General features: G+C 59.5%; 26 protein-coding genes. 14 read left to right on the plus strand and 12 right to left on the minus strand.

What is annotated here, in order from left to right:
- Nucleotides 1–73: 73 nt before the first annotated feature.
- Nucleotides 74–424: a hydrogenase maturation nickel metallochaperone HypA gene (gene hypA / locus AC236I_RS05275; RefSeq protein ID WP_004866890.1), complete on the minus strand. Its 351-nt coding sequence runs from the start codon at nucleotides 422–424 to the stop codon at nucleotides 74–76.
- Nucleotides 425–635: 211 nt separating this feature from the next.
- Here hypA and hycA point away from each other — a divergent pair, with 211 nt between their 5' ends.
- The 9 genes from hycA to hycI all read left to right on the plus strand — a co-directional run bounded on the left by hycA (nucleotide 636) and on the right by hycI (nucleotide 8,440).
- Nucleotides 636–1,085: a formate hydrogenlyase regulator HycA gene (gene hycA / locus AC236I_RS05280; protein ID WP_004866889.1), complete on the plus strand. Its 450-nt coding sequence runs from the start codon at nucleotides 636–638 to the stop codon at nucleotides 1,083–1,085.
- 82 nt (nucleotides 1,086–1,167) lie between these two features.
- Entirely contained in the window at nucleotides 1,168–1,776 is a 609-nt protein-coding gene (locus AC236I_RS05285) for a 4Fe-4S dicluster domain-containing protein (protein WP_004866887.1), read from the plus strand.
- Complete coding sequence (gene hycC / locus AC236I_RS05290) at nucleotides 1,773–3,599, plus strand: formate hydrogenlyase subunit 3 (protein ID WP_015585875.1); 1,827 nt, start codon at nucleotides 1,773–1,775, stop codon at nucleotides 3,597–3,599. Before AC236I_RS05285 ends, hycC begins: the two co-directional genes overlap by 4 nt.
- Nucleotides 3,600–3,601: 2 nt before the next feature.
- On the plus strand, nucleotides 3,602–4,525 hold the full coding sequence (locus AC236I_RS05295; protein WP_088402250.1) for a respiratory chain complex I subunit 1 family protein: 924 nt from the start codon (nucleotides 3,602–3,604) through the stop codon (nucleotides 4,523–4,525).
- 16 nt (nucleotides 4,526–4,541) lie between these two features.
- Nucleotides 4,542–6,251, plus strand: a complete 1,710-nt coding sequence (hycE, locus tag AC236I_RS05300) for a formate hydrogenlyase subunit HycE (RefSeq protein ID WP_004866882.1) — start codon at nucleotides 4,542–4,544, stop codon at nucleotides 6,249–6,251.
- 9 nt (nucleotides 6,252–6,260) lie between these two features.
- Complete coding sequence (locus AC236I_RS05305; protein ID WP_004866880.1) at nucleotides 6,261–6,803, plus strand: formate hydrogenlyase complex iron-sulfur subunit; 543 nt, start codon at nucleotides 6,261–6,263, stop codon at nucleotides 6,801–6,803.
- Entirely contained in the window at nucleotides 6,803–7,570 is a 768-nt protein-coding gene (locus AC236I_RS05310; protein ID WP_004866877.1) for an NADH-quinone oxidoreductase subunit B family protein, read from the plus strand. Before AC236I_RS05305 ends, AC236I_RS05310 begins: the two co-directional genes overlap by 1 nt.
- Complete coding sequence (locus AC236I_RS05315) at nucleotides 7,567–7,977, plus strand: formate hydrogenlyase maturation HycH family protein (RefSeq protein WP_015585877.1); 411 nt, start codon at nucleotides 7,567–7,569, stop codon at nucleotides 7,975–7,977. The genes AC236I_RS05310 and AC236I_RS05315 overlap by 4 nt, the downstream gene beginning before the upstream one ends.
- Nucleotides 7,970–8,440 (plus strand): hydrogenase maturation peptidase HycI, encoded by a 471-nt coding sequence (gene hycI / locus AC236I_RS05320; protein WP_004866873.1) that lies wholly within the window; start codon nucleotides 7,970–7,972, stop codon nucleotides 8,438–8,440. Before AC236I_RS05315 ends, hycI begins: the two co-directional genes overlap by 8 nt.
- A gap of 577 nt (nucleotides 8,441–9,017) precedes the next feature.
- Here the strand turns inward: hycI and AC236I_RS05325 are convergent.
- Nucleotides 9,018–10,442 (minus strand): 6-phospho-beta-glucosidase, encoded by a 1,425-nt coding sequence (locus tag AC236I_RS05325; protein ID WP_004866872.1) that lies wholly within the window; start codon nucleotides 10,440–10,442, stop codon nucleotides 9,018–9,020.
- Between the two features lie 28 nt (nucleotides 10,443–10,470).
- Nucleotides 10,471–11,913 (minus strand): PTS cellobiose/arbutin/salicin transporter subunit IIBC, encoded by a 1,443-nt coding sequence (gene ascF / locus AC236I_RS05330; RefSeq protein WP_004866869.1) that lies wholly within the window; start codon nucleotides 11,911–11,913, stop codon nucleotides 10,471–10,473.
- A gap of 266 nt (nucleotides 11,914–12,179) precedes the next feature.
- Here ascF and AC236I_RS05335 point away from each other — a divergent pair, with 266 nt between their 5' ends.
- The 4 genes from AC236I_RS05335 to AC236I_RS05350 all read left to right on the plus strand — a co-directional run bounded on the left by AC236I_RS05335 (nucleotide 12,180) and on the right by AC236I_RS05350 (nucleotide 17,158).
- Nucleotides 12,180–13,193, plus strand: coding sequence for a LacI family DNA-binding transcriptional regulator (locus AC236I_RS05335; RefSeq protein ID WP_015585878.1), 1,014 nt, complete (start codon nucleotides 12,180–12,182; stop codon nucleotides 13,191–13,193).
- Between the two features lie 147 nt (nucleotides 13,194–13,340).
- Nucleotides 13,341–13,868 (plus strand): electron transport protein HydN, encoded by a 528-nt coding sequence (gene hydN, locus AC236I_RS05340; protein ID WP_004866866.1) that lies wholly within the window; start codon nucleotides 13,341–13,343, stop codon nucleotides 13,866–13,868.
- Between the two features lie 12 nt (nucleotides 13,869–13,880).
- Nucleotides 13,881–16,115, plus strand: a complete 2,235-nt coding sequence (gene hypF, locus AC236I_RS05345) for a carbamoyltransferase HypF (protein ID WP_316935258.1) — start codon at nucleotides 13,881–13,883, stop codon at nucleotides 16,113–16,115.
- A complete protein-coding gene (locus tag AC236I_RS05350) occupies nucleotides 16,112–17,158 on the plus strand; it encodes a HoxN/HupN/NixA family nickel/cobalt transporter (protein ID WP_015585880.1) in 1,047 nt (348 codons plus the stop codon). Before hypF ends, AC236I_RS05350 begins: the two co-directional genes overlap by 4 nt.
- 343 nt (nucleotides 17,159–17,501) lie before the next feature.
- On the opposite strand, the gene norW is transcribed toward AC236I_RS05350, so the two are convergent.
- Together norW and norV are read right to left on the minus strand one after the other, a co-directional pair.
- Nucleotides 17,502–18,635 (minus strand): NADH:flavorubredoxin reductase NorW, encoded by a 1,134-nt coding sequence (gene norW, locus AC236I_RS05355; RefSeq protein ID WP_004866860.1) that lies wholly within the window; start codon nucleotides 18,633–18,635, stop codon nucleotides 17,502–17,504.
- The gene (gene norV, locus AC236I_RS05360) at nucleotides 18,632–20,080 is read right to left on the minus strand and encodes an anaerobic nitric oxide reductase flavorubredoxin (protein ID WP_044349640.1); all 1,449 of its coding nucleotides are present in this window, start codon (nucleotides 20,078–20,080) and stop codon (nucleotides 18,632–18,634) included. The genes norW and norV overlap by 4 nt, the downstream gene beginning before the upstream one ends.
- A gap of 187 nt (nucleotides 20,081–20,267) precedes the next feature.
- Between norV and norR the strand changes: the two genes are divergently transcribed.
- Complete coding sequence (norR, locus tag AC236I_RS05365) at nucleotides 20,268–21,812, plus strand: nitric oxide reductase transcriptional regulator NorR (RefSeq protein ID WP_004866857.1); 1,545 nt, start codon at nucleotides 20,268–20,270, stop codon at nucleotides 21,810–21,812.
- Here the strand turns inward: norR and gutQ are convergent.
- From gutQ to srlA, 7 genes are all read right to left on the minus strand, one after another.
- On the minus strand, nucleotides 21,775–22,740 hold the full coding sequence (gutQ, locus tag AC236I_RS05370) for an arabinose-5-phosphate isomerase GutQ (protein ID WP_487608708.1): 966 nt from the start codon (nucleotides 22,738–22,740) through the stop codon (nucleotides 21,775–21,777). The genes norR and gutQ overlap by 38 nt on opposite strands.
- Nucleotides 22,733–23,506, minus strand: a complete 774-nt coding sequence (srlR, locus tag AC236I_RS05375) for a glucitol operon DNA-binding transcriptional repressor SrlR (protein ID WP_004866853.1) — start codon at nucleotides 23,504–23,506, stop codon at nucleotides 22,733–22,735. Before srlR ends, gutQ begins: the two co-directional genes overlap by 8 nt.
- Nucleotides 23,507–23,577: 71 nt before the next feature.
- Nucleotides 23,578–23,937, minus strand: coding sequence for a transcriptional regulator GutM (gutM, locus tag AC236I_RS05380; RefSeq protein WP_069476488.1), 360 nt, complete (start codon nucleotides 23,935–23,937; stop codon nucleotides 23,578–23,580).
- Between the two features lie 64 nt (nucleotides 23,938–24,001).
- Nucleotides 24,002–24,781: a sorbitol-6-phosphate dehydrogenase gene (gene srlD, locus AC236I_RS05385; protein ID WP_004866849.1), complete on the minus strand. Its 780-nt coding sequence runs from the start codon at nucleotides 24,779–24,781 to the stop codon at nucleotides 24,002–24,004.
- Between the two features lie 17 nt (nucleotides 24,782–24,798).
- Nucleotides 24,799–25,161: a PTS glucitol/sorbitol transporter subunit IIA gene (gene srlB, locus AC236I_RS05390; RefSeq protein ID WP_004866847.1), complete on the minus strand. Its 363-nt coding sequence runs from the start codon at nucleotides 25,159–25,161 to the stop codon at nucleotides 24,799–24,801.
- Between the two features lie 13 nt (nucleotides 25,162–25,174).
- Nucleotides 25,175–26,152, minus strand: a complete 978-nt coding sequence (gene srlE, locus AC236I_RS05395) for a PTS glucitol/sorbitol transporter subunit IIB (protein ID WP_004866845.1) — start codon at nucleotides 26,150–26,152, stop codon at nucleotides 25,175–25,177.
- The gene (srlA, locus tag AC236I_RS05400; protein WP_004866844.1) at nucleotides 26,149–26,712 is read right to left on the minus strand and encodes a PTS glucitol/sorbitol transporter subunit IIC; all 564 of its coding nucleotides are present in this window, start codon (nucleotides 26,710–26,712) and stop codon (nucleotides 26,149–26,151) included. Before srlA ends, srlE begins: the two co-directional genes overlap by 4 nt.
- Nucleotides 26,713–26,986: the final 274 nt, after the last annotated feature.

Raw genomic sequence — 26,986 nt, forward strand, 5'->3', positions numbered from 1 at the left:
TCCAGGTCTGTCCCGTCATCCTCGCGTTGTCTCTTTGCCGGCTGACTCGCGGGCCGCCGTGAGATAACCCGAATTAACGGTGGATCACTTCTATTCGCTGAATCTGTAGGCCGTCGTCCGCCACAATCTGCAGCGTGTCGCTGTGGCACTGCGGACAGCGCCGCACGTGCTGCGAGATGAGTTGCACGTACTGCTGGCAGGATTCGCACCAGCATTCGGCCTGTTGTTCGGCAATATGCAGTTCGCAGCCTTCCGCCAGCGTGCCGCGGCACACCAGCTCAAAACAGAAGGTCAATGCGCTGGCTTCCACGCAGGAAAATGCGCCGACCTTCAGCCACACGCCGGTAACCCGACGCGCGCCGGCTTGCTGCGCCTGCTGTTCAATAATTTCCAGCGCCCGCTGGCTAAGAGTGATTTCGTGCATGGTCGCCTCCGTATCGCGATGGGCCATATATGCAATAACGATGCCAGGTCATATCTACTGTCGGATGAACTGTCGATGACGACAGCTGACGGATGTCATCGACATGTCAGTACGGGGCGGCTTTTTTATTAAAATCATTAAATATCAATAAATTAAAATTTGGCATGGAAAATGCTTGTACGGTGCATCTCATGCAACCGGGGAGACCGAGATGACTATTTGGGAAATAAGTGAAAAGGCGGACTACATCGCCGACCGTCACCGCCGCTATCAGGATCAGTGGCGCCAGTACTGCAATTCGCTGGTTCAGGGCATCACCCTGTCAAAAGCGCGTTTGCATCATGCGATGAGCTGCGCGCCGGACAAAGAGCTGTGCTTCGTCCTGTTTGAACATTTTCAGGTGTATGTCGCGCTGGCAGAAGGGTTCAACAACCACACCATCGAGTACTACGTCGAAACGCGTAATAGTGATGATAAACGCTTGATTGCTCAGGCAACGCTGGCATCCGACGGTACCGTTGACGGCCGGATCAGCAACCGTTCGCGCGAACAGGTGCTGGAACATTACCTGGCCATTATTGCCAGCGTCTATGACCGTCTGTATGACGCCATGGAACACGACCAGCCGGTGGATTTAAGCCATCTGGCGCTGGCCCATTAATCGTAAGGTGTCGACACGTGTCGAAAATGACATCTGAACTCCCTGATTTCGTCAAAAATGACTTTCACCCGAGGATTGCCCGGTGAACCGTTTTGTAATTGCTGACTCCACCGTCTGTATCGGCTGCCGCACCTGCGAAGCCGCCTGCTCAGAGACGCATCGCCAGTACGGCCTGCAGGCCATGCCGCGACTACAGGTCATGCGTAATGAAAAAGAATCGGCGCCGCAAATGTGCCACCACTGCGAAGACGCCCCTTGCGCCGCCGTGTGTCCGGTTAATGCGATCAATCGCGTCGATGGCGCGGTTCAGCTGAATGAAAGCCTGTGCGTGAGCTGCAAGCTGTGCGCCATTGCCTGCCCGTTCGGGGCGATTGAATTTTCCGGCAGTCGTCCGCTGGATATTCCGGCTAATGCCAATACCCCTATGGCACCCGCTGCGCCGCCGGCGCCCGCTCGCGTCAGTTCGCTGCTCGACTGGGTACCCGGCGTGCGCGCTATCGCCGTGAAATGCGACCTGTGCCATTTCGATGAGCAGGGACCCGCCTGCGTGCGTACATGTCCGACGAAAGCGCTGCTGCTGGTGGATATCCGCGATATCGCCCAGGCCAGCAAGCGCAAGCGTGAGCTGACCTTTAATACCGACCTCGGCGATTTGTCGCTGTTTCAGTCGCAACAGGAGGGCGTGAAATGAGCGCGATCTCTTTAGTCAACCAGGCGGTGCTGTGGTATGCCGCCAGCGGCGTGCTGGCATTTATCTTTACCCTGAGAAAACCGTTAAGCGGTGCGATTGCCGGGATCGGCGGCGCGGTGGCCAGCGCCATGCTGATCGTCGCCGCTATCGCGACGCTGATAACCCCGGAGCAGGTGAGCGACGGCATGCTGCAGATGCTCTCTTTACCGGCTCGGGTGAACGGCATCAATGCGCTATGGCTGCTCGCCATTGGCCTCAGCGCCCTGCCTGTCGCCCTGTTTAATATCGCCTGGCACCGTCATTCGCAGGTGAAAGCCAACGGCCTGCTGGTCAATCTGCTGCTGGCTTCAGCAACCTGCGCCGTGGTGGCAACAAACTTCGGCACGCTGGTGGTCATGGCGGAGATGATGGCCCTGTGCGGAGCATTTCTGACCGGCTGCGCGCAATCCGCAAAGCTGTGGTTTGCGTTGGGACGTCTGGGCACGCTGCTGATGGCGTGGAGCTGCTGGCTGGTGTGGTCTTTCTACGGCACTCTTGACCTGGGGCAGATTAGTCTGCTCGCCGCCCACGCTCCGCAAAATATGCTGCTGTGGTTGCCGGCGCTCGTCGGTTTCGCGCTGCTGGCGGGCGTTATCCCGCTCCACGGCTGGGCGCCGCAGGCGCACGCCGGGGCCAGCGCGCCGGCCGCCGCGCTGTTCTCCACGGTGGTGATGAAAGTCGGGCTGTTTGGCATGCTGACGGTCTCGCTTGCCGGGAGCACGCCGCCGCTGTGGTGGGGCGTCTTGCTGCTGGTCGTGGGGATGATAACCGCGTTTATCGGCGGACTGTACGCCCTGATGGAGCACAATATTCAGCGCCTGCTGGCTTATCACACCCTCGAAAATATCGGCATTATTTTGCTGGGACTTGGCGCCTTCGTCACCGGTCTGGCGCTCAACAGCAGTAGCCTGATGGTGCTGGGCTTCATCGGCGGCATGTACCACCTGATCAACCACAGTCTGTTCAAAACGACGCTGTTCCTTGGCGCCGGCGCCGTGTGGTTCCGTACCGGCCACCGCGATATCGAAAAGCTGGGCGGGCTGGGCAAAAGAATGCCGCTGATTTCGCTCGCTATGCTGATCGGCCTGATGGCGATGGCGGCGCTGCCGCCGCTCAACGGCTTTGCCGGCGAGTGGGTTATCTACCAGTCCTTCTTCAAACTGAGCACCGGCGACGCCTTTATCGGCCGTCTGCTTGGGCCGCTGCTGGCCGTTGGCCTGGCAATGACCGGCGCGCTGGCGGTGATGTGTATGGCGAAAGTCTACGGCGTGACCTTCCTCGGCGCCCCGCGGACTCCGGAAGCGGAGAACGCCACCGGCGCCCCGCTGCTGATGACGGTCAGCGTGCTACTCGCCGCGCTCTGCTGCGTGGCGGGCGGGGTCGCCGCGCCGTGGCTGTTGACGCTGGTCGGCGGGGTACTACCGGTTCAGGCGCAGATCTCAAGCGTGGTGTCGCAGCCGCTGATCGCCATTCTGCTGCTGGCCTGTCCGCTGCTGCCGTTCCTGCTGATGATCTTCTTTAAAGGCGATCGTCTGCCCGCACGCTCCCGCGGTGCGGCATGGGTCTGCGGCTACGACCATGAAAAATCGATGGTCATTACCGCTCATGGTTTTGCCATGCCGGTTAAAGAGGCCTTTGCGCCGCTGCTGAAATTGCGTCATTGGCTGAATCCGGTGCGTCTGGTTCCCGGCTGGCAGTCCGCCTCGGCGCCTGCGCTGTTCCGCGGCGTGGCGTTGCTTGAGCTGGCGGCGCTGGTGGTTATTGTCATTTCGCGAGGAGCCTGAGAATGAGCGTTTTAATTGCATTATTGCAGGCGCTGCTGCTGTTTGCCGCCGCGCCTCTGCTGTCCGGCATCACCCGCGTAGCCCGCGCCCGCTTGCATAATCGCCGCGGTCCGGGAGTGCTGCAGGAGTACCGGGATATCTTCAAGCTGCTGGGTCGCCAGAGCGTCGGGCCGGATGTTTCCGGCTGGGTTTTCCGCCTGACGCCCTTCGTGATGGTCGGCGTGATGTTGACCATTGCCAGCGCGCTGCCGGTGGTAACCGTCTCGTCGCCGCTGGCGGGACTGGGCGATCTGATCACCCTGATCTACCTGTTCGCGATTGCCCGTTTCTTCTTTGCGATTGCCGGTCTGGACACCGGTAGCCCGTTTACGGCGATCGGCGCCAGCCGCGAAGCGATGCTCGGCGTGCTGGCGGAGCCGATTCTGCTGCTGGGCCTGTGGGTTGCGGCGCAGGTTGCCGGCTCCACGCACCTCAGCCAGATCGTCGCCACCATTTATCACTGGCCCGTTGCCCGCTCGGTACCGCTGGTCCTGGCGCTGTGCGCCTGCGCGTTCGCCACCTTTATCGAAATGGGCAAGCTGCCGTTCGACCTGGCGGAAGCGGAGCAGGAGCTGCAGGAAGGGCCGCTGACCGAATACAGCGGCAGCGGATTTGCGGTGTTGAAATGGGGCATCAGCCTCAAACAGCTGGTTGTGCTGCAGATGTTTGTCGGCGTCTTTATTCCGTGGGGAGCGATGACCAGTTTTAGCCTCGGTGGCCTGCTGCTGGCGCTGGTCGCCGCCATCGCCAAGCTGGTGGCGGGCGTGCTGGTTATCGCGCTGTTTGAAAACAGCATGGCGCGTCTGCGTTTTTGTGCCACTTCCCGCGTTACCTGGGCCGGTTTTGGCTTTGCGTTTTTAGCTTTCGTCTCCTTGCTGGCGGCGTGATTAAGAGAGTTTGAGCATGTCTGAAGAAAAAATCGGTCAACACTATCTCGCCGCGCTGCATCAGGCCTTCCCGGGCGTGGTGCTCGACGAAGCCTGGCAGACCAAAGATCAGCTCACCGTGACGGTGAAGGTCAACTATCTCCCGGAAGTTGTGGAGTTTCTCTACTACCAGCAGGGCGGCTGGCTGTCGGTGCTGTTCGGTAACGACGAACGTAAGCTTAACGGCCACTATGCCGTGTATTACGTGCTGTCGATGGAGCAGGGGACCCGGTGCTGGGTAACCGTGCGCGTCGAAGTGGATGCCGACAAACCGGAATATCCGTCGGTGACGCCGCGCGTGCCTGCCGCCGTCTGGGGCGAGCGTGAAGTGCGCGATATGTACGGTCTGATACCGGTGGGGCTGCCGGATGAGCGCCGCCTGGTACTGCCGGACGACTGGCCGGATGAACTCTATCCGCTGCGTAAAGACAGCATGGATTATCGTCAGCGCCCGGCGCCGACCACCGATGCGGAAACCTACGAGTTCATCAACGAGCTGGGCAGTAAGAAAAACAACGTGGTGCCGATTGGCCCGCTGCACGTCACTTCCGATGAACCCGGTCATTTCCGCCTGTTCGTTGATGGCGAGAATATTATCGACGCCGATTACCGCCTGTTCTATGTCCACCGGGGCATGGAAAAACTGGCGGAAACCCGCATGGGTTATAACGAAGTGACCTTCCTGTCCGACCGCGTGTGCGGTATCTGCGGCTTTGCCCACAGTACGGCCTATACCACCTCCGTCGAGAATGCGATGGGGATCGTGGTACCGGAACGCGCGCAGATGATCCGCGCCATCCTGCTGGAAGTGGAACGCCTGCATTCGCACCTGCTGAACCTCGGCCTCGCCTGCCACTTCACCGGCTTTGACTCCGGGTTTATGCAGTTCTTCCGCGTGCGTGAGACCTCAATGAAGATGGCGGAGATCCTCACCGGGGCGCGTAAAACCTACGGTATGAACCTGATTGGCGGCATCCGTCGCGACCTGCTGAAAGATGACATGATCCAGACAAGAGCGCTGGCGCAGCAGATGCGCCGCGACGTGCAGGAGCTGGTCGATATGCTGCTCAGCACGCCGAATATGGCGCAGCGTACCGTGGGGATAGGCCGCCTCGACCCGCAAATCGCCCGTGATTTCAGCAACGTCGGTCCGATGGTCCGCGCCAGCGGCCACGCTCGCGACACCCGCGCCGACCATCCGTTTGTCGGCTACGGTCTGCTGCCGATGACGGTTCACAGCGAACAGGGCTGCGACGTCATTTCGCGCCTGAAGGTGCGTATCAACGAGGTCTATACCGCGCTGAATATGATCGACTTCGGCCTCGATAACCTGCCGGGCGGTCCGCTGGCGGTGGAAGGCTTTACCTATATCCCGCACCGTTTTGCGCTGGGCTTCTCGGAAGCGCCGCGCGGGGATGATATCCACTGGAGCATGACCGGCGACAACCAGAAGCTGTACCGCTGGCGCTGTCGTGCGGCCACCTACGCCAACTGGCCGACCCTGCGCTATATGCTGCGCGGCAACACCGTCTCCGACGCCCCGTTGATTATCGGCAGCCTCGATCCTTGCTACTCCTGTACCGACCGCATGACCGTGGTCGATGTGCGGAAGAAAAAAAGCAAAGTGGTGCCGTACAAAGAGCTGGAGCGCTACAGCATCGAGCGTAAAAACTCGCCGCTGAAATAAGGAATCGCCATGTTTACCTTTATCAAAAAAGTGATCAAAACCGGCAACGCGACGCACGCCTATCCGCTGGAGCCGATGCCGGTAGATAAAAACTTTCGCGGCAAACCGGAACATACGCCGCAGCAGTGTATCGGCTGCGCGGCCTGCGTGAACGCCTGCCCGTCGAACGCGCTGACGGTGGAAACGGACCTGGTGACGCGCGAGCTTGCCTGGCAGTTCAACCTCGGGCGCTGCATCTTCTGCGGTCGCTGCGAAGAGGTGTGCCCGACGGCGGCCATCAAGCTGTCGCAGGAGTATGAACTGGCGGTGTGGAAGAAAGAGGATTTCCTCCAGCAGTCGCGCTTTGCCATTTGCCATTGCCGGGTGTGCGAACGCCCGTTCGCCGTACAAAAAGAGATCGACTACGCCATCGCGCTGCTCGGGCACAACGGAGATACTCGCGCCGAGCTGCATCGCGAAAGCTTCGAGACCTGCCCGGAGTGTAAACGCCAGAAGTGCCTGGTGCCGTCCGATCGTATTGAACTGACTCGTCATATGAGAGAGGCCAGCTGATGAGCAATTTACCAGGCCCGCGCGATGAAAACGGCATTCCGCTGCCGATGACGGTGGAGGAGTCCATCGCCAGCATGAAGGCATCGCTGCTGAAGAAAATTAAGCGTTCCGCCTATGTCTATCGCGTGGACTGCGGCGGCTGCAACGGCTGCGAAATCGAGATTTTCGCCACCCTGTCACCGCTGTTTGATGCCGAACGCTTTGGGATAAAAGTGGTGCCGTCACCGCGCCATGCCGATATTCTGCTGTTTACCGGCGCGGTGACCCGCGCCATGCGTTCACCGGCGCTGCGTGCCTGGCAGTCGGCGCCGGATCCGAAAATCTGCATCTCCTACGGCGCCTGCGGCAACAGCGGCGGTATCTTCCACGACCTTTACTGCGTCTGGGGCGGAACCGACAAAATTGTCCCGGTGGACGTCTATATTCCGGGCTGTCCGCCGACGCCTGCCGCCACGCTATATGGCTTTGCGATGGCGCTGGGTCTGCTGGAACAGAAAATTCACGCCCGTCTGCCGGGCGAGCAGGATGACAAAGCGGCGGAAATTCTCCACCCCGGCATGGTGCAGCCGCTGCGGGTGCGCATCGATCGTGAAGCGCGTCGCCTGGCGGGCTATCGCTATGGCCGCCAGATTGCCGATGACTACATGCGTCTGCTGGCGCAGGGCGATAGTCAGGTGGTGCGCTGGCTGGAGGCGGAGAAAGATCCGCGTCTGACTGAGATCGTCACCCATCTGAACCAGGTGGTCGAGGGGGCGCGTATCCGATGAGCGAGACGGTGGTGTTCAGTCAGCTGAGCCGTAAATTTATTGATGAGAACGACGCGACGCCCGATCAGGCGCAACAGGTGGTCTATTACAGCCTGGCGATTGGCCACCACCTCGGCGTCATCGACTGCCTGGAGGCAGCGCTAAGCTGCCCGTGGCAGGACTATCTGGCGTGGATTGCCACTCTCGAAGAGGGCAGCACCGCACGGCGTAAAATGGAGGGCGTGCCGAAGTACGGCGAGATAGTGATCGACAGCAATCATGTCACGATGCTCGCCAACGCCTTCGATAAAGCACAGGCCCGGCAGACCGCCGAACAGCAGGCGTGGAGCAAAACGATGCTCAGCATGCTGCACGATATTCACCAGGAAAGCGCCATCTATCTGATGGTGAGGAGACTCCGTGACTGATGTTTTACTTTGTGTTGGCAACAGCATGATGGGCGATGATGGCGCAGGCCCGCTATTGGCGGAGATGTGCGCCGCCAGGCCGGTCGGTGAATGGGTGGTGATCGATGGCGGCAGCGCCCCGGAAAACGACATCGTCGCCATTCGCGAGCTACGTCCCGATCGCCTGCTGATCGTCGATGCTACCGATATGGGGCTCAACCCCGGAGAAATCCGCCTCGTTGACCCGGACGATATTGCCGAAATGTTTATGATGACCACCCACAATATGCCGCTCAACTATCTGATCGATCAGCTGCAAGAGGATGTTGGTGAGGTCATTTTTCTCGGGATTCAGCCGGATATCGTCGGCTTTTATTACCCGATGACCCAGCCAATTAAGGATGCGGTCGAGGTGGTATATCACCAGCTTAGCGGCTGGCAGGGGAACGGCGGTTTTGCACAGCTGGAGGCGGCAGACGCATAGCGTCTGGCATCCGGGCTTACGCGAATGTTTAGCCGGGTCAGGCAATACGCTTTTTCGCCTACGCCATCTCAAGGAGCTGGGGGTGACAAGGCTAACGTGGATGGGTTAATAGCGGGTTGGCTATGCCGCTCAAGCGCTGGTGCGTGGATTTGTTGGCTGTCTGCCGATGAGCGACGCGGAGTATGGCCGCAAACGCGCGCCGCGGCATCTGCGGACCATGCCCGAGCCGGATGGCGGCTAACGCCTTATCCGGCCTACAAAACGACAAAACCGTGGGCCGGTGCAGCCACAGCGCCGCCCGGCAATACGCGCTCTATTCGAATCCGGCCGACAAAACCGTGGGCCGGTGCAGCCACAGTGCCGCCCGGCAATACGCGCACTACTCGAATCCGGCCGACAAAACCGTAGGCCGGTGCAGCCACAGCGCTGCCCGGCAGTACGCGCTCTACTCGAATCCGGCCGACAAAACCGTGGGCCGGTGCAGCCACAGCGCCGCCCGGCAATACGCGCTCTACTCGAATCCGGCCGACAAAACCGTGGGCCGGTGCAGCCACAGCGCTGCCCGGCAATATATGCTCTACTCGAGGTCTTCGCCGTTGCTGGCAATCACCTTCTTGTACCACCAGAACGATTTTTTACGCTTACGCTCCAGCGTGCCGTTGCCGGCATCATCGCGATCGACATAGACAAAGCCATAGCGCTTGCTCATTTCGCCGGTTGAAGCAGAAACCAGATCGATACAGCCCCAGCTGGTGTAGCCCATCACCGGAATCCCGTCCTCAATAGCATCGCGCATCGCTTTGATATGCTCGCGCAAATAGCTGATGCGATAGTCATCGTGAATCTCGCCGTTGGCATCGATCTCGTCCCGGGCTCCGAGGCCGTTTTCGACCAGGAACAGCGGCTTCTGATAGCGGTCATACATCATATTCATGGTGATGCGCAGGCCGAGCGGATCAATGCCCCAGCCCCATTCACTGGCTTTGATGTGCGGGTTTTTCAGCGATTTAACAATGTTTGCCGCATTGGTGTTGTTGGCGTTCATGTCTGCCGACGCGCAGCGAGAGGCGTAATAGCTGAATGAGACAAAATCGACGGTGTTCTTCAGGATCTCGTCATCGGCCGGCTGCTTTTCAATGGTCACGCCTTTTTCGCGGAACACGCGCGCCGAATAAGACGGATAAGCACCGCGCGCCTGTACGTCAATAAAGAAGAGGTTTTCGCGATCTTTCTCCAGCGCCATCCACACATCTTCAGGCTTGCAGGACCAGGGATAAAAATTGCCGCCCGCCAGCATGCAGCCGACCTGGTTATGCGGGTTGACCTCGTGGGCGATTTGGGTCGCCAGCGCGCTGGCGATAAGCTCGTGGTGCGCCGCCTGGTACTTCACCTGCTCCTGGTTCTCTCCCTCTTCAAACACCAGCCCGGCGCCGGAGTAGGGGCTATGGAGCATGATGTTGATTTCATTGAAGGTTAGCCAGTATTTCACCAGCCCGTCGAAGGCTTCAAAGCAGGTGCGGGCGTAGCGGGTAAAGAACTCCACCATTTTACGATTGCGCCATGAACCGTATTCAATGACCAGATGCATCGGCACATCGAAGTGGCAAAGGGTTACCAGCGGCTCAATCCCGTACTTTTTGCACTCTTCAAACAGCGAGCGATAAAAGGCGATCCCTTCTTGATTCGGCTCCAGCTCATCGCCGTTAGGGTACAGGCGGCTCCAGGCAATTGAGGTGCGGAAGACGCTAAAGCCCATCTCCGCCATCAGGGCGATATCCTCTTTATAGCGATGATAAAAATCGATGGCCTCATGGCTCGGGTAAAATTCATCGTCACGCAGCTGAAAACGCTTCTCCAGCCCGAGCTTTACCGGCATGCGGTTCGCGCCATGGGGCAGCGTATCCACGGTGGTCAGCCCTTTGCCGCCCTCGAGATACCCCCCTTCAGACTGGTTTGCGGCCAGCGCGCCGCCCCATAAAAAGCCGTGTGGAAAAGTCGACATGCGTTACCTCGCTTACAAAAAATAGTGTTCAGACGTGTGATGGTCGGGTCGTGGTCTGGCGCGCTCTGGCATCGGCTGCGGCCTCTTCCACCGGGATATCTTCAAAGCCGAGCAGCAGCGTCAGTACGAACGAGAGCACCACCGCCAGCGCCATCACGCCGAAGACCCAGACGATAGACATCGGGTTAGCCGGGTCAAAGAACTGGACGCTGGTGAACAGGCCCGGTGCCGCCATCGAGTGGCTGGCAAGCCCGGCGATACCGGCCACCGCGCCGCAGATAAAGCCGCTGATCAGGCTGGCGATGAGCGGACGTTTGAGGCGCACCGCGACACCGTACAGCGCCGGTTCGGAGATACCGGCCAGAATGGCGGAGGCCGCGGCCGCCAGCGCAGTCTGGCGCAGCTCCGGATTTTTGGTTTTCCAGGCTACCGCCAGCGATGAGCCGCCCAGCGACAGGTTGGCGCCGATTTCTGACGGCATCACCATCCCTTCTTTACCGGTTTCCGCAATGGTCTGAATAATGGTTGGGGTGAAAACGCGGTGCATCCCGGTCATCACCAGCAGCGGCCACAGGGCGCCCATAATGGCCACCGACAGCCAGCCCAGATAGCTATGAATGGTGTACACCAGCGCGGAGATGGCGCTGCCGATCCAGATCCCGAGCGGGCCTATCAGCAGGATCGCCAGCGGAGCGGCGATCAGCACGATCAGCATCGGCTTGAGGAAGTTTTTCGTCACCGCCGGAGTAATGCGATCGACCCAGCGTTCGATATATGACAGGCACCAGGTCATCACCAGCGCCGGAATAACGGTATAGGTGTATTTCACCGCCGTCACCGGAATAAAGGCGAACTCGACGTGCTCACCCTGGGCCGCTTTGGCCATCAGCTCAATAAAGCTCGGATGGACCAGCACCCCGGCAATGGCAATCGCCAGCGACATATTGGTTTTGAATTTTACCGCCGCAGAGGCGGCGACCATCAGCGGCAGGAAGAAAAAGGCGCCGTCGCCGATGACGGTCAAAATAGTCAACGTGGGCGCACCTTTAGGCAGGACGCCGCTCATCTCAAGGATCATCGCCAGCAGTTTGACCATCGATCCGCCGATGATGGCGGGGATCAGCGGTGACATGGTGCCGATCAGGGCATCGAGGATCCCGGCGCCGATACGCTTTACCGTCAGCGGCGGTTTTCCCTGAGGTTCCGCGGGGCGCATGTTGTCCGGCAGCAGGTTGACCACTTCGCGAAACGCCTGCGATACCGTATTGCCGATGATGACCTGGCACTGATTGTCGCTGCGCACCACGCCAAGCACGCCTTTCAGGCTTTTCAGCGCGGCGCTGTCCACCCGCGCATCATCTTTGACCACAAAACGCAGGCGGGTCATACAGTGGGTGACTGCCGTGATGTTATCCGCCCCGCCTGTTGCCGTCAGAATTTGCTTTGCCAGGGCTGCGTAATTTTTAGACATCGGATTTTATCCTGTTTAATCAATAGGGTACTGGCTGGTTATCGCACCTGAGGATCGTGCGCTATCAGGGATATATAGGAAACCGGTTCCACAAAATCATGATGAGTTTCATTCGTTCTAACAAGATATAAAAAAATCATTTTTTCGTTTTGTGATTTTGATCGCTATGTAAGCCAGCTAAGAATCTGCGCTGCGCGCGAGTCAAAGCTGTAAAACGGCGAGGTGTGCAGTACACTGCGGGCATCTTTTGCAACAGGAAGAACAACATGGCAACGATGCTGGAGGTGGCGAAACGCGCGGGAGTCTCGAAAGCGACCGTTTCCCGGGTACTGTCGGGTAACGGCTATGTCAGCCAGGAAACGAAAGATCGCGTATTTCAGGCCGTGGCGGAAAGCGGCTACCGGCCCAATCTGCTGGCGCGTAATCTGGCGACCAAAAAGAGCCAGACGCTGGGGCTGGTAGTGACCAACACCCTTTATCACGGGGTCTATTTTAGCGAGTTGTTGTTTCACGTTGCGCGGATGACGGAAGACAAGGGACGGCAGCTGATTCTGGCCGACGGCAAGCACAGCGCGGAAGAAGAGCGCGAGGCGATCCAGTACCTGCTCGACCTGCGCTGCGACGCGATTATCATCTATCCGCGTTTTCTCAGCGTTGATGAAATGGACGAAATCGTGGAAAACCAGCCGCAGCCGATTATGGTGCTCAACCGCCGCCTGCGGCGCAACGCCAGCCACTGCGTCTGGTCCGATCAAAAAGCCTCGGCATTTACGGCGGTCGAAAAACTGATTGCCCGCGGCCATCGTGATATCGCGTTTATCACCGGCTCACTGGATTCGCCTACCGGGATTGAACGCCTTTCCGGCTATAAAGATGCGCTGACGAAACACGGGATTTCGCTGAATAATGAGCTGATCGTTGAGGGCAAGTGGACGCCGGAAAGCGGCGCGGCTGGCGTAGCGACGCTGCGTCAGCGCGATGCCCGTTACAGTGCGCTGGTGGCGAGCAATGACGACATGGCGATTGGCGCGATGAAGCAGCTACATCAGCAGGGCGTGCGGATTCCGGAGCAGGTCTCGGTCATCGGCTTCGATGATATCGTGCTGGCGCCGTATATGGTTCCGGCGCTCTCCAGCGTCAAAATACCGGTGACGGAGATGATCAAGGAGAGTATTAACCGACTGATCTTTATGCTCGACGGCGGCGATTTAAAATATCAGCAAACCTTCCCCGGTGAGCTGCTTGAACGTGACTCGATTGCCCCGGGACCGTTCGCCTGACGTCGTCATCTGTCATCGTCAGATGTGACGATGACAGAATCTGTTCCCCGTCTTTAGGTTATTCATTTCCTTTATTATCAGCGTGATAAAAGTTGGAACGTATTATGCATACTCCGCCGCGTAACCTTCTTACAGCTGGAGAAATGGATGAACCGTTTCATTATTGCCGACGCGAGCAAATGCATCGGCTGCCGCACCTGCGAAGTGGCCTGCGTGGTCTCTCATCAGGAAAATCAGGACTGCGCCGCGCTGACGCCAAAATCCTTCTTACCGCGTATCCATGTGATCAAAGGCGTTAACGTCTCGACGGCCACCGCCTGCCGCCAATGTGAAGACGCGCCGTGCGCCAACGTCTGTCCGAACGGCGCGATCGCCCGGGATAAAGGCTTTATTCACGTGATGCAGGAGCGCTGCATCGGCTGCAAAACCTGCGTGGTGGCCTGTCCCTACGGCGCGATGGAGGTGGTCGTGCGTCCGGTGATTCGTCATAGCGGTGCCGGGCTGAACGTGATGGCGGAAAAAGCGGAAGCCAATAAATGCGATCTTTGCCATCACCGGGAAGAGGGCCCCGCCTGTATAGAGGCCTGCCCGACGCATGCGCTGATTTGCGTGGACCGCAATAAGCTTGAGCAGATGAATAGCGAAAAACGTCGTCGTACGGCGCTGGCCTGGTAAGGCGGCGGCACGATGAACGGAGTGCAGATTCGCATTCGCGGTAAAGTGCAGGGGGTGGGCTTCCGCCCCTTTGTCTGGCAGCTGGCGCAAGAGTCAGCACGCTGCGGCGACGTATGTAACGACGGTGACGGCGTACTGGTGCGCCTGTTGGGCGATGAGGCGGCGTTTCTCGCCGCGCTGACCCGCCGCTGTCCGCCGCTGGCGCGTATCGACAGCGTGGAAACCCGGCCGTTTCACTGGCGTACGCTGCCGCAGGATTTCGCCATTCGCGAAAGCGGCGGCGGAAGTATGCGTACCCAGATTGTGCCCGATGCGGCCACCTGCCCGGCATGCCTGGCGGAGATGAACAATCCGCGGGATCGCCGCTATCGCTACCCGTTTATTAACTGCACTCACTGTGGGCCGCGTTTCACCATTATTCGCGCGATGCCCTATGACCGCCCCTTTACCTCGATGGCGCCTTTTCCACTCTGTCCGCGCTGCGAGGCCGAGTACCGCCACCCTGGCGACCGACGTTTTCATGCTCAACCGGTGGCCTGCGCCGACTGCGGCCCGCGTCTGGAGTGGCGCGCGGAAGGCGAGTCGCTGGTCGGAGAAGCGGCATTGCAGGCGGCGATTCATCAGCTACAGGCCGGGCAGATTGTCGCCATCAAGGGCGTGGGCGGTTTTCATCTGGTGTGCGATGCCGGTAATCCGCGCGCGGTGGCGGCGTTACGCACACGCAAACATCGTCCGGCAAAGCCGCTGGCGGTGATGCTGCCGGCGGCGGATAGCCTGCCGGCAGCGGCGCAGGCGTTACTGACGTCACCCGCTGCACCCATCGTATTGATAGAGAAATCGCAGGTCGATGGCCTGTGTGACGACATTGCGCCAGCGCTGAATGAAGTGGGGGTGATGCTGCCATCTAATCCGTTGCAGCATCTGGTTTTGCAGGCGCTGGCGCGCCCTCTGGTGATGACCTCCGGCAACCTGAGCGGACGGCCGCCGGCGATCGCCAACGTCGATGCGCTGCGTGATTTGGCCGGGATTGCCGATGGTTTTCTGCTGCACAACCGCGACATTGTGCAGCGGATGGACGACTCGGTGATGCGGCAAAGTGGTGAAATGCTACGTCGTTCGCGAGGCTATGTGCCTGATGCGATGCCATTACCGCCGGGGTTTCACGACGTGCCGCCGCTGCTGTGCCTCGGCGCCGATATGAAAAATACCTTTTGTCTGGCGCGCGGAGAGCAGGCGGTACTGAGTCAGCACTTCGGCGACCTCGGCGATGAGGGCGTAGAACAGCAGTGGCATCAGGCGCGGCGTCTGATGCAGGCGGTTTATGGCTTTAACCCCAGCCTGGTGGTCAGCGATACGCATCCGGGCTACCGTTCGACGCAGTGGGCGACCTCGTTGGCGCTGCCGGTTGAGCGCGTCCTGCATCACCATGCCCATGCCGCCGCCTGCCTGGCGGAACACGGCTGGCCGCTGGATGGCGGCGATGTGATTGCCGTGGTCCTCGACGGTATCGGCATGGGGGAAAACGGCGCGCTGTGGGGCGGCGAGTGTCTGCGGGTGAATTACCGGGAGTGTGAACGCCTGGGCGGATTGCCGGCGGTGGCGCTCCCCGGCGGCGACCTGGCGGCTCGTCAGCCGTGGCGTAATCTGCTGGCCCATTGCCTGGCCTACGTTGACGACTGGCAAAACGATGCGCAAACCGCGGCGTTGCGCCAGCACAACTGGCCGCTGCTGGCGCGGGCTATTGATCGGGGAATGAATGCGCCGAAGGCGTCATCCTGCGGACGCCTGTTCGATGCCGTGGCCTGCGCGCTGGGCTGCGCGCCGGACTGCCTGAGCTATGAGGGGGAGGCGGCCTGCCGGCTGGAGGCGCTGGCCACCGCTTGCGATGGCGTTGCGCATCCTGTTCGCCTGCCGTGGCAGGCGGGCGAGCTGGATCTGGCCACCTTCTGGCCGCAGTGGCTAGGATGGCGGGCGAGCCGCGAACAAAAAGCCTGGGCCTTTCATGATGCGCTGGCCTGCGGAGTGGCCGCGATGGCGCGCGATTGTGCAACGTCGCGCGGGATGACTACGTTGGCATTCAGCGGCGGCGTGTTGCATAACCGGCTGCTGGTCTCACGATTGACCTTTTATCTGGCGGATTTTACTCTGCTGTTTCCGCAGCAGCTCCCTGCCGGAGATGGGGCTATCGCGTTTGGTCAGGCGGTCGTGGCCGCAGCCCGCTGGCAGGCTCACAGGATATCATCATGATAGTGACAATTTTACGCCAGCAGCCGCGTGCCGCTGCGCTGGTGTTGGGACTGGTTGTGGCAAATCTGCTCGCCTGGGGCTGGGCCTGGCAGGCGTTTGGCGATAGCGGCGCGCTGATGGCGGCGAGTCTGCTGGCCTGGGGATACGGATTGCGCCATGCGGTCGATGCCGACCATATTGCGGCGATCGACAGCGTCACCCGCAAAATGATGCAGCAGGGGCGTCGGCCTTTTGCCGTCGGAGCCTGGTTCTCGTTTGGCCACTCGTCGATTGTGGTGCTGGCTTCGGCGGCGATTGCCGCCACCGCCACCGCTTTCGGCCAGCAGATGAGCTGGCTGCATGATACCGGCAGCGTGATTGGCACCGCGGTGTCGGCGCTGTTTTTATTGCTGATGGCGTTTATCAACCTGGTGATTTTACGCAGCGTCTGGCGCAGCTTTCGCACGTGGAAGAGAGGCGGTAAGGTGAGCGATGAGGTGGCGACCGGCGGCGGCATGATGAGCTGGTTGTTCGGTAAAACTTTTCGTCTGATTAGCCGTAGCTGGCAGATGTATCTGGTGGGCTTTCTGTTTGGCCTCGGATTTGATACCGCCACCGAAATCGGCGTGCTGGGGATTTCTGCCGCCAGCGCGTCAAGCGGAATGTCTATCTGGTCGATCATGGTCTTTCCGGCGCTGTTTGCCAGCGGGATGGCGCTGGTGGATACCCTCGATAATGTGCTGATGGTCGGCGCCTACGGCTGGGCGTTTAGCAAGCCGCAGCGCAAGCTCTATTACAATATGACCATTACCGGCACGTCGGTGGTGGTGGCGTTATTTATCGGTGGTCTGGAAGCGCTGGGGCTGCTGATGGACAAGTTTTCGTTCAGCGGCGGGCTATGGCGCTGGGTCGCCGCGCTGAACGATAATCTCGGCGACGCCGGTTTTGTGGTCATCGGGCTGTTTGTCGCCTGCTGGGTGCTGTCGGTGATTAACTATCGCTGGCGCGGATACGATAATCTGGCGCGCCAGGTTGCAGATTCCCCCGGCTCTCGCGGCGTTTAGTCGGGCTACCTGAGCCAGGCCGGTCTGCTGCCCGGCGGCGCTGTGCTTGCGCGGGCCTACGGGGTGAAGGTCGAGTTGTATGACCACAAAAGTGCACAGCGGGTGTGCCGCCCGGCGGCGCTGCGCTTGCGCGGGCCTACGGGATGAGGGTCGAGCGGTATGACCACAAAAGCACACAGCGGGTGTGCTACCCGGCGGCGCTGCGCTTGCGCGGGCCTACGGGGTGAGGGCCGAAATGTAGGCCGGGTAAGCATCGCGCCACCCGGCAAAATAACGGCGCAGAATCGGTCGCCCGGGTAGGGCGTTTACGCCGCGCCCCGGGAATAACGCCCGTTCGGGCCGCTTAACGCACCAATTGTTTGAGCAACGCAAAGGCCTCTTTCATTCGGTCCTCGCTGACCACAAAGGCGCGCAGCTGGTTGGCGGCATCCACCCCTTTCGCCACCACCCCCTCTTTGGCGGCAACCAGATTCCACGTCAGATCGTCCCGCTGTGTCTCACCGGCCAGATGCAGCGGCAGATCCGGCGTTTTAACCTTCACCAGCATCGGCGGCAGCGTCAGTTCGTTCGCCTGCGACAGCAGGTTTTTAGCGAGGCACATCGCGCTCAGTAAAATCGGCTGCAGAAACGGCAGGACGCTGCCATTGATTTCCGCGCAGTCGCCGAGGGCGTAAATTGCCGGATCGCTGGTTTGCAACCGGCTGTTCACCACCACGCCACGACGAATCATCAACCCGGCATGGCGCGCCAGCGCCGTTTCCGGGCGCAGACCGGCGGCGGCGACCACCGCATCGACGGTGACGCTGCGCTGACGGTCGAGGCTGACGCGAATGCCGTCGGCGGTTTGCTCCAGCCCTTCAAGCTGCGTTTTCAGCATCAGGTGTACGCCCATATCGGTGAGCCGATGCTGCAGACGGCTGCTGACCTCCGGCGGCATCAATGCTGAGAGCACGCTGGCGGAGTTATCGACTACCGTCACCGCCTTCCCGGCGCGGCAGAAGTCCATCGCCAGCTCGCAGCCAATCAGGCCGCCGCCGACGATCAGCACGCGTTGCGCATCGTGGAGCTGACTCTGCGCGGCGCCGTACTCGCGCTGGCTGTTGAGGGTCAGCATCAGTTCATGCCCGGGTACCGGCGGGATAAACGGTGCGGCGCCGGTGGCCAGTACCAGCTTGTCGTAGCGCCATTCGCGATCCTGACTTTTCACCACTTTCGCTGCGGCGTCGAGGTCACTGACCCAGGTGTACGGGAACAGACGCAGATGGTACTGCTCGGCGAATTCGCCCGCCGTTTGCAGGGTCAGATCGTCGGCACGTTGGCCGCGGCTGACCACATGGCTGAGGTCCGGTTTGTTGTACTCATCCATGCTGTCGGCGGCGATCAGCGTCAGCGGAATGTGGGTATCCTGCTTGCGGATATTTTTCACCAGCTGACGGGCCGCAAAGCCCGAGCCGATGATGACGATGCCATCACTCATTTTGCCTCCGTTGCCAGAACGTCAAAGACATCTTTGCCGAGAGAGCACTCAGGGCACAGGAAGTTATCCGGGACCTCGCTCCACGGCGTCCCCGGCTGGACATCCTGGTTCGGTTCGCCTTTCGCCGGATCGTAAACCCACTGGCAGACGCTGCACTGCATCGACGGGCCGAGATCGGCTGCTGCTGCCGCGGCACAGGCGCAGTTTTCTTGTTCCGGCGCGGTTTGTACTGCGGCGACCGGCAGCGGGGAGAGCGCCCACTGGCGGGCAATTTCACGGCCGTGTTCGCGGCACAGCTCCAGCGCGTCGAGGTCCGGGCGCCATTTGGCCTTCAGGCTCAGGGACATTTCAAAACCGGCATCCTGTAAGCGGGTGGACAGGCGATCGACCGCACCGCCGCTCCAGCCGTGAGAGCCGAAGGCGCTGGCGCGCTTATTGCGAAAACGCAGGCCGGTCATCTCTTCAACCAGTCCGGCGATTTTCGGCATCATCACATTATTCATGGTCGAGGTGCCGACCAGCACCCCTTTTGAGCGGAAGACGTTGGTCAGTATTTCGTTTTTATCGCTACGGGCGACGTTGAAGATTTTCACCGCCACGCGCGGGTCCACGTCGGTAATTCCCTGGGCGATAGCATCGGCCATCATGCGGGTATTGTTCGACATGGTGTCATAGAAGAGCGTGATGCGGTCTTCCTGGTAATCGGCGGCCCATTTCAGGTACAGCTCGACGATTTGGGTCGGGTTGTCGCGCCAGACCACGCCGTGGGAGGTGGCTATCATGTCGACCGGCAGGTTGAAGCCGAGAATTTCGGTGATTTTTGGCGTCACCAGGCGGCTGAACGGGGTCAGGATGTTGGCATAGTAGCGCTGGCACTGCTCGAACAGCTCGGTCTGGTCGACTTCGTCATTAAACAGGTGCTCGTCGCAATAGTGCTGGCCGAAGGCGTCGTTGCTGAACAGGACCGCATCGCCGGTCATATAGGTCATCATGCTGTCCGGCCAGTGCAGCATGGGCGTTTCGACGAAGATCAGCTGCTTGCCGTTGCCGATGTCGAGGCTGTCTCCGGTTTTCACCACCTTAAAATTCCACTCCGGGTGATGGTGATGGCCGGTTATGGAGTCAATGGCATTGGCGGTGCAGTAAATCGGCGTATCCGGGATACTGTTCATCAATTCGGTCAGCGCGCCGGCATGGTCTTCTTCCGCGTGGTTAATCACGATGTAGTCAATATCGGCAAGATCGATCTCGCTACGCAGGTTCTGCACGAACTCGCGGCTGAATTTATGATCGACGGTATCAATCAGGACATTTTTCTCTTCCCGGATGAGATAGCTGTTATAGCTGCTGCCGCGCAGCGTTTTGTATTCGGTGCCGTGAAAATCACGCACTTCCCAGTCACGTTGGCCAACCCAATGAATGTTATTTTTAACCAGAATAGACATAGCAACCTCAATTAATTCAGCGTGTTCAAATAAGATGAGTTGCTTATATCAAGTTACGTGCCAACTTTTTAATTGATTGATTTTTAATGTTTTTAATGTTTTTTGCTAAACTAATTGATGTCAAAATGACAATGGTTAAAATAGTCGTTATGACAATTAATGGTGTCAAAATGACAATGAGGCTGCAATGAGCTTTTCCCTGCAGGTTCTGGCGAAAATCGCCATTGATTTACAAAGCGATATTGGTCACGCCGACCGATTCTCGCGTCTGATCGCCACCCTACGGCAGGTGCTGGGATGCGATGCCTCGGCGCTGCTGCGCTACGACGCCCATCAGTTTGTGCCGCTGGCGATCGACGGACTGGCGCAGGATGTGCTGGGGCGACGCTTTGCGCTGGCCGGGCACCCGCGGCTGGAGGCGATTGCTCGCGCGGGGGACGTCGTGCGCTTCCCGGCGGACAGCGATCTGCCCGACCCTTATGACGGGCTGATTCCCGGCCAGGAGAGTCTCAAGGTTCACGCCTGCGTTGGGCTGCCGCTGTTTGCCGGACAAACCCTGATAGGCGCATTGACCCTGGACGGTATGGACGCCGACCGTTTCGATAGCTTTAGCGATGAGGAGCTACGGCTGATTGCCGCCCTGGTGGCAGGAGCGCTGAATAACGCGCTGCTCATTGCCCGTCTCGAAAATCAGAACGTGCTGCCGGAGGCGAGCGCGAGCTATACGCCCCCCGACCGTCAGGAGATTATCGGCCTGTCGGCGCCGATACAGCAGCTGAAAAAAGAGATTGATATCGTCGCCGCGTCGGATTTGAACGTGTTGATTAGCGGCGAAACCGGCACCGGCAAAGAACTGGTGGCGAAAGCGGTTCATCAAGGGTCGCCGCGGGCGGCCAATCCGCTGATCTATCTGAACTGTGCAGCGCTGCCGGAGAGCGTGGCGGAAAGCGAGCTGTTCGGGCATGTGAAAGGGGCGTTTACCGGGGCTATCAGCAACCGCAGCGGCAAGTTTGAAATGGCCGATAACGGGACCCTGTTTCTTGATGAGATTGGGGAGCTGTCGCTGGCGCTACAGGCTAAACTGCTGCGCGTATTGCAGTATGGCGATATCCAACGCGTGGGCGACGATCGCAGCCTGCGGGTTGATGTACGGGTACTGGCGGCCACCAACCGCGATCTGCGCCAGGAGGTGATTGCCGGCCGTTTTCGCGCCGATCTCTATCACCGCCTGAGCGTGTTTCCGCTCTCGGTGCCGGCGCTGCGCGATCGCGACGATGACGTGGTGCTGCTGGCGGGATATTTCTGCGAACAGTGCCGCCTGCGGATGGGGCTGGCGCAGGTGGTGCTGAGCGATGCCACGCGGGCAAGTCTGCGCAGCTGGCCGTGGCCTGGCAACGTGCGCGAGCTGGAACATGCGATTCATCGCGCGGTGGTGCTGGCGCGGGCGACGCAGGCTGGCGACGAGGTGCGGCTCGATCCGGCGCATTTTCAGTTTGCCGTCGACGCGCCCGGGCTGCCGGCCACGACACCGGCGCTGCCGATGCCGGCGATCAATCTGCGCGCGGCGACCGAGGCATTCCAGCGCGAGGCGATTTCCCGCGCGTTAGCGGATAACCATCGCAACTGGGCCGCTGCCGCCCGCGCGCTGGAGCTTGATGTCGCCAACCTGCACCGGCTGGCGAAGCGTCTGGGGCTTAAAGAATCCCGGCCTGATAGAAGTTCTGCAGGTTAATTGCCCCAACCAGAAGGCCGTTTTCGTCGACCACCGGGGCGGCGCTGATTTTGTGCTTCATCAGCCGTTCTTTGGCTTCGACCGCGCGGCTTTCCGCCTGCAGGGTGACGCCGTTGCGGGTCATCGCCTGGGCAACGGCATCGTTGAGCGTCCCGCCGCCGACCAGCCAGCGGCGCAGGTCGCCATCGGTGAAGACGCCCTGCACGCGGTTTTGCGCATCGCAGACCGCGACCAGACCCAGCCCGGTACGACTTAACTCCAGCATCGCGTCCATCACGCGGGTATCAAGGTCGACGCGTGGGACATCGTCATCGCGGCGCATCAGATGGTGAACCTTGTTCAGCAGCCGCGCGCCGAGGGCGCCGGCGGGGTGTGAGCGGGCGAAATCTTCTTCATTGAAACCGCGGGCCTGCATCACCGCCATTGCCAGCGCGTCGCCGAGCATCAGGGTGTTGACGGTGCTGGAGGTGGGGGTCAGATGCATCGGGCAGGCTTCGCGTTCGACGGCGATATCCAGTACCGCTTTTGCCGCCAGCGCTAGCGGGGATTGCGATTTTCCGGTCATCGCCAGCAGCGGGATCCCTTTCTCTTCCAGGCGCGGGACGATAAGATCCAGCTCTTTGGCGCTGCCGGAGTAGGAGATAAATAACATCACGTCACGACCATCAAGCATCCCGAGATCGCCGTGCAGCGCCTCCGCCGGATGGACGAAAAAGGCCGGGGTGCCGGTACTGGCGAAAGTGGCCGCCAGCTTTTTGCCGATATGGCCTGATTTACCGATACCGGAGACCACCAGTTTCCCTTCGCAGTGGATGATGGTTTCCGCCGCGCGGATGAAGTCGTCGCCCAGGCGTTCAGGCAGGCGGCTGGCCTCCTGTAGCTCCAGCATCAGGGTCTGGCGTCCGGCTTCTAACAGAAAGTTACTCATGTTCTTCTCCAGTAATAATCACTTCGATGCCTTTCTCTTCCAGCGCCCGCTGGAATGTCGGGTCAATACCGGCATCGGTAATCAGCTTATCCACGCGCTCGAGGCCGCAGACGATGTTCGGGCTCTTACGGCCAAATTTTGATGAGTCGGCCATCAGGATCACTTCTCTGGCGGCATTGCACATCGCTTTACTGACGGTATAAACCTCGTTGAAGGTCGTAACGCCGGCGTTCAGGTCGATGCCGTCGGTCCCCATAAACAGTTTGTCGAAGCTGAACTGCTCGAAGGCGTTTTCCGCTAGCTGTCCGTGGAAGGAGGCCGATTTCTTACGGAAGGTGCCGCCGGGCATCAGGATCGTTTGTTCATTATCCAGCTCGGAGAGGGCGTTGACGATATGCAGGCTGTTGGTCATGACCGTGATGTTATTGAAGCGGCTGAGCAGCGGCACCATTTGCAGCACCGTGCTGCCGGCATCGAGGATGATCGAATCGCCATCGTGGATGTAGTGCACCGCGGTTTCGGCGATCAGCGCTTTTTTATGGGTGTTAATGAGCGTCTTATGATCGATAGGCGGGTCGGGCTCATCTTTGTTGAGGACCACGCCACCGTAGGTGCGAATAACGGTGCCGGCATTTTCGAGGATCACCAGATCCTTGCGGATGGTGGTGCCGGTGGTGTCGAAGTGTTGCGCCAGCTCTTCAACCGAGCATTTACCCTGCGCTTGCAGGTGCTCAACAATGGCTGCCTGGCGCTGACGTGGTTTCATAGCGGTAATATCCTATCCTGCGTTAAGTTTCGAAGTGATAATTTCGCAAGATATTTACTTTTACAACGAAATTATACATGTTTCGGTTTAAGCGCTAATGATAGAGCATTCTGACAGAGCGGATCCTGGGGAAAGATCATATCTGGCCGCAATTCCTCACGATATTGCCCTTTTATCGCGGGGATTTTTTGCGGGAGGGCGAAGACGGTCACTCCTCGCATCAGCAGCGTATCGCTGACGCGATCGTGGTCGTCAAAGGCGATGGCGACGATCGCGCGCGGTTTGAAGCGGCCCGATGAACGCCCGACGCCGACGCGGCCCTGCTGACAGAGTTTATCGAACTCGCGGTTAAAGCGGCGGATCTGCCAGCCGCCGAAGGCGAGCTGGGCGATCCAGGCGATGGCGGCGACGGTGATTAATGCGCTAACCATAAAATCTCCTTAAGGCGTGGCGTCGGGAAGAACCCGGATCGCGACGCGACCCGGGAACCGGCGGTTAAAACATCACCTGCCCGCCGGTGACGTTGATGGATTGCCCGGTGCAGTAAGAGGCCTGCGGGCTGGCGTAAAACATCAGTACGTTGAGGACATCCTGATAGTCGCAGCCGCGTTTCAGCGGCACTTTGTCGATGTAGTACTGCTCGACTTCGTCCTCGGCAATGCCCAGCTTGCTGGCATATTGCGGCAGCAGTGACTGGAACATCGGCGATTTCAACAGGTTGCCCAGCATCAATGCGTGAACGGTAATGCCGTATTCCGCCAGATCCAACGCCAGCGACTGGGTCAGCCCGACGCCGCCAAACTTCGCTGCGCTATAGCCGGAATTGTGCTTGCTGCCGACTTTGCCGGATTTGGAATTGATCTGAATAATACGCCCCTTGATCCCATCGCGAATCATTAGCCGTGAAAATTCGCGAGCGCAGAGGAAGTAGCCCACCAGATTCACCTGCAGCGAGCGGTCAAAATCACCGAGCGCGAAATCGCTGATAAAGGCCGCTTTGGCGATCCCGGCGCTATACACCAACAGATCCACCCGCGCGAATATTTCGTCCACGCCGCGGGCGAGGGCCATCACGCTGGCCTCGCTGGTGGCATCGGCGCCAAAACCGTACGCCGTTCCTTCTCCATATTCGTCGTTGATAGCCTGCGCGACGCGCGTGGCTTTATCGCTTTGGATATCCACAACGGCAACCCGATACCCCTGTGCGGCAAGGCCCCGGCTCAGAAACTCGCCTAAGGTTTGTCCACCGCCGATGACAACAGCAACCTGATTCATAGTCTTCTCCTGACAACTCATGCAACAAATTTCAATATACAGCCGGGGGCGATCGCGTCCGGCACGGGGCCAGACACGTGGACCGTCCCCGGAAACTCCGCTTCGCTATGGCCATCAAAGCGCAGCGTGATATGGCCCAGCTCGCGCAGATTTTGCTCGGCAACATCGCCGACGGCGGTCACCGGATAGCGTTGTTCGCCAAGCTGGAGCTCCGCGCCCGGCGCCAGCGCGCCGGAAAATTCGCCGTGGTTATGAATAAAGCAATACTCTTCAATGTCCGCCGGCGCGCCTTCGCGAAAGGTAATCAACATCTGTTCTTCGAGCGCCATCGTCGCGCTGGCGCCGATGCGCGTAATCGTGGTCTGGTAAATCACGGTCATCTTCAGGAACCTCTTATTGGTAAATAAATCCGGACACAAACCAGGCGATCAGCACCGTCGGCGCACCGGTCAGAAAACGTCCTACCAGCACCGAAGGAACGCCGACGCGCACCGTGTCCTGACGGGCTTCGGCAAGCGACAGCCCAACCGGAATAAAATCGCAGGCGGCCTGGGCGTTAATGGCGAACAGCGCCGGGAGCGCAAGGTGCGGGGGAATATTGCCGAGACCAATCTGCACGCCGATCAGCACGCCAATGACCTGAGCGATAACCGCGCCAGGGCCGAGGAACGGCGACAGCAGCGGGAAGGAGCAGATCAGGGCCAGCGTGACCAGGCCAAGAGGATGGCTGGCGAGCGGGGCCAGACCGTGGGCAATCCAGTCGCCGATGCCGGAGGCCATGATGATGCCGATCAGTGCCGAGACGAAAGCCATAAACGGCAGGATCGTTTTCAGCACCGTGTCGATGGTGTCGCGTCCGGACTGGAACAGCACCGCCACCACGGAGCCCATTCCCATACCGACCTTCGCCAGCAGACCATCGCTCTGCTCGGTTATTTTTTTGCTGGTATCGTAATCCCGCGGGGCCGACTGGCCCGGCTTGGTTTCGGGCGCCGCTGCGCCATCGTGGGTCAACAGGCGAACGTTCTCCTCTTTCACCCCGGAGACGTAAATATCTTCGACGATATATTGCGCCAGCGGGCCGGATTTGCCGGTGGCGTGGATATTGACGGTCGGGATACGACGTTTTGGGTAGAGGCCGCAGCGCAAGGTACCGCCGCAGTCGATAATGGCAACGCCGATCTCCTCTTCCGGCGGCTCGCCTTCTTTGAACCCGTCGACGGCCTGCCAGCCGGTCAGACTGGCGATCTTGTCGACGATTGCCGGGCGGGTACCGGCGGTAATGTAGACGATCTTTTTACCGGCAACGGCGTCCAGCTCAAGGGGGCCGCCCCAGCCGCTGGCGCCTTTTTCAATACGAATACGGGTCATGAGGTTGCTCCGGAAAGATGGACTTTTTGCTCAAGCTGGATGCCCATTTTTTTCTCAAAAATCGAGGTGGTCAGATCGGTGACCCAACCGCGGAAGAAGTTGGTGACCAGTCCTACCAGCAGATAGCTCACCGCCAGCGGACCTAACGGCAGGCCAAGCGTGGTCAGGCCGCTGGCAATCCCGAGATAGACAAACAGCTCGCCGGGGTTGATATGGGGAAACAGGCCATTCATAGAGTGGCAGCTGTAAGAGGCTGCCGCGTAGTAGCTGGGCTTGTACTTCTCAGGCATAAAGCGCCCGAGGCTCAGGGTCATAGGGTTACAGAACACAAAGGTGCCGATGCAGGGCAGCAGCAGATAGCGTGAGATCGGATTGCCGGCGCAGCGTTGCGCCAGCTTTTCGATCCGCTGCTGACCGATAAAGTTGATCAGCGCGTTCATGATCACCAGCAGACTGATCAGAAGCGGCAGGATCCCGGTAACCATACCGGTAAATACCTCGCCCCCCTTCTGAAACAGGCCGATAAACCATTCGGCGCCGTGGGTAATGACTTCAATCATTGTTCTCTCCTTCAGAGTGTTATTTTTCTTGCTAACTGGCAGCTCATTTTAATCACTTTGAAAGGTTTAAAAGTGTTAAATTGATCGCAAAATGAAAGGTAAATATTTTATTTTGAAAGTTTGTGCGTGATGAAGGGGAATGCTAACCGAGGCAAAGGGGAGATGAACGGGTAGATAATGAACCGGAAAGGGCGGTGCTGGCGGGACTATTTTGTCCGCAAATACATTGCCGCTTCCTTGTTGACGGCCGCATGCTTTACCATAATTATCCTTT

It is taken from the genome of Klebsiella sp. Sb-30, assembly GCF_057652795.1.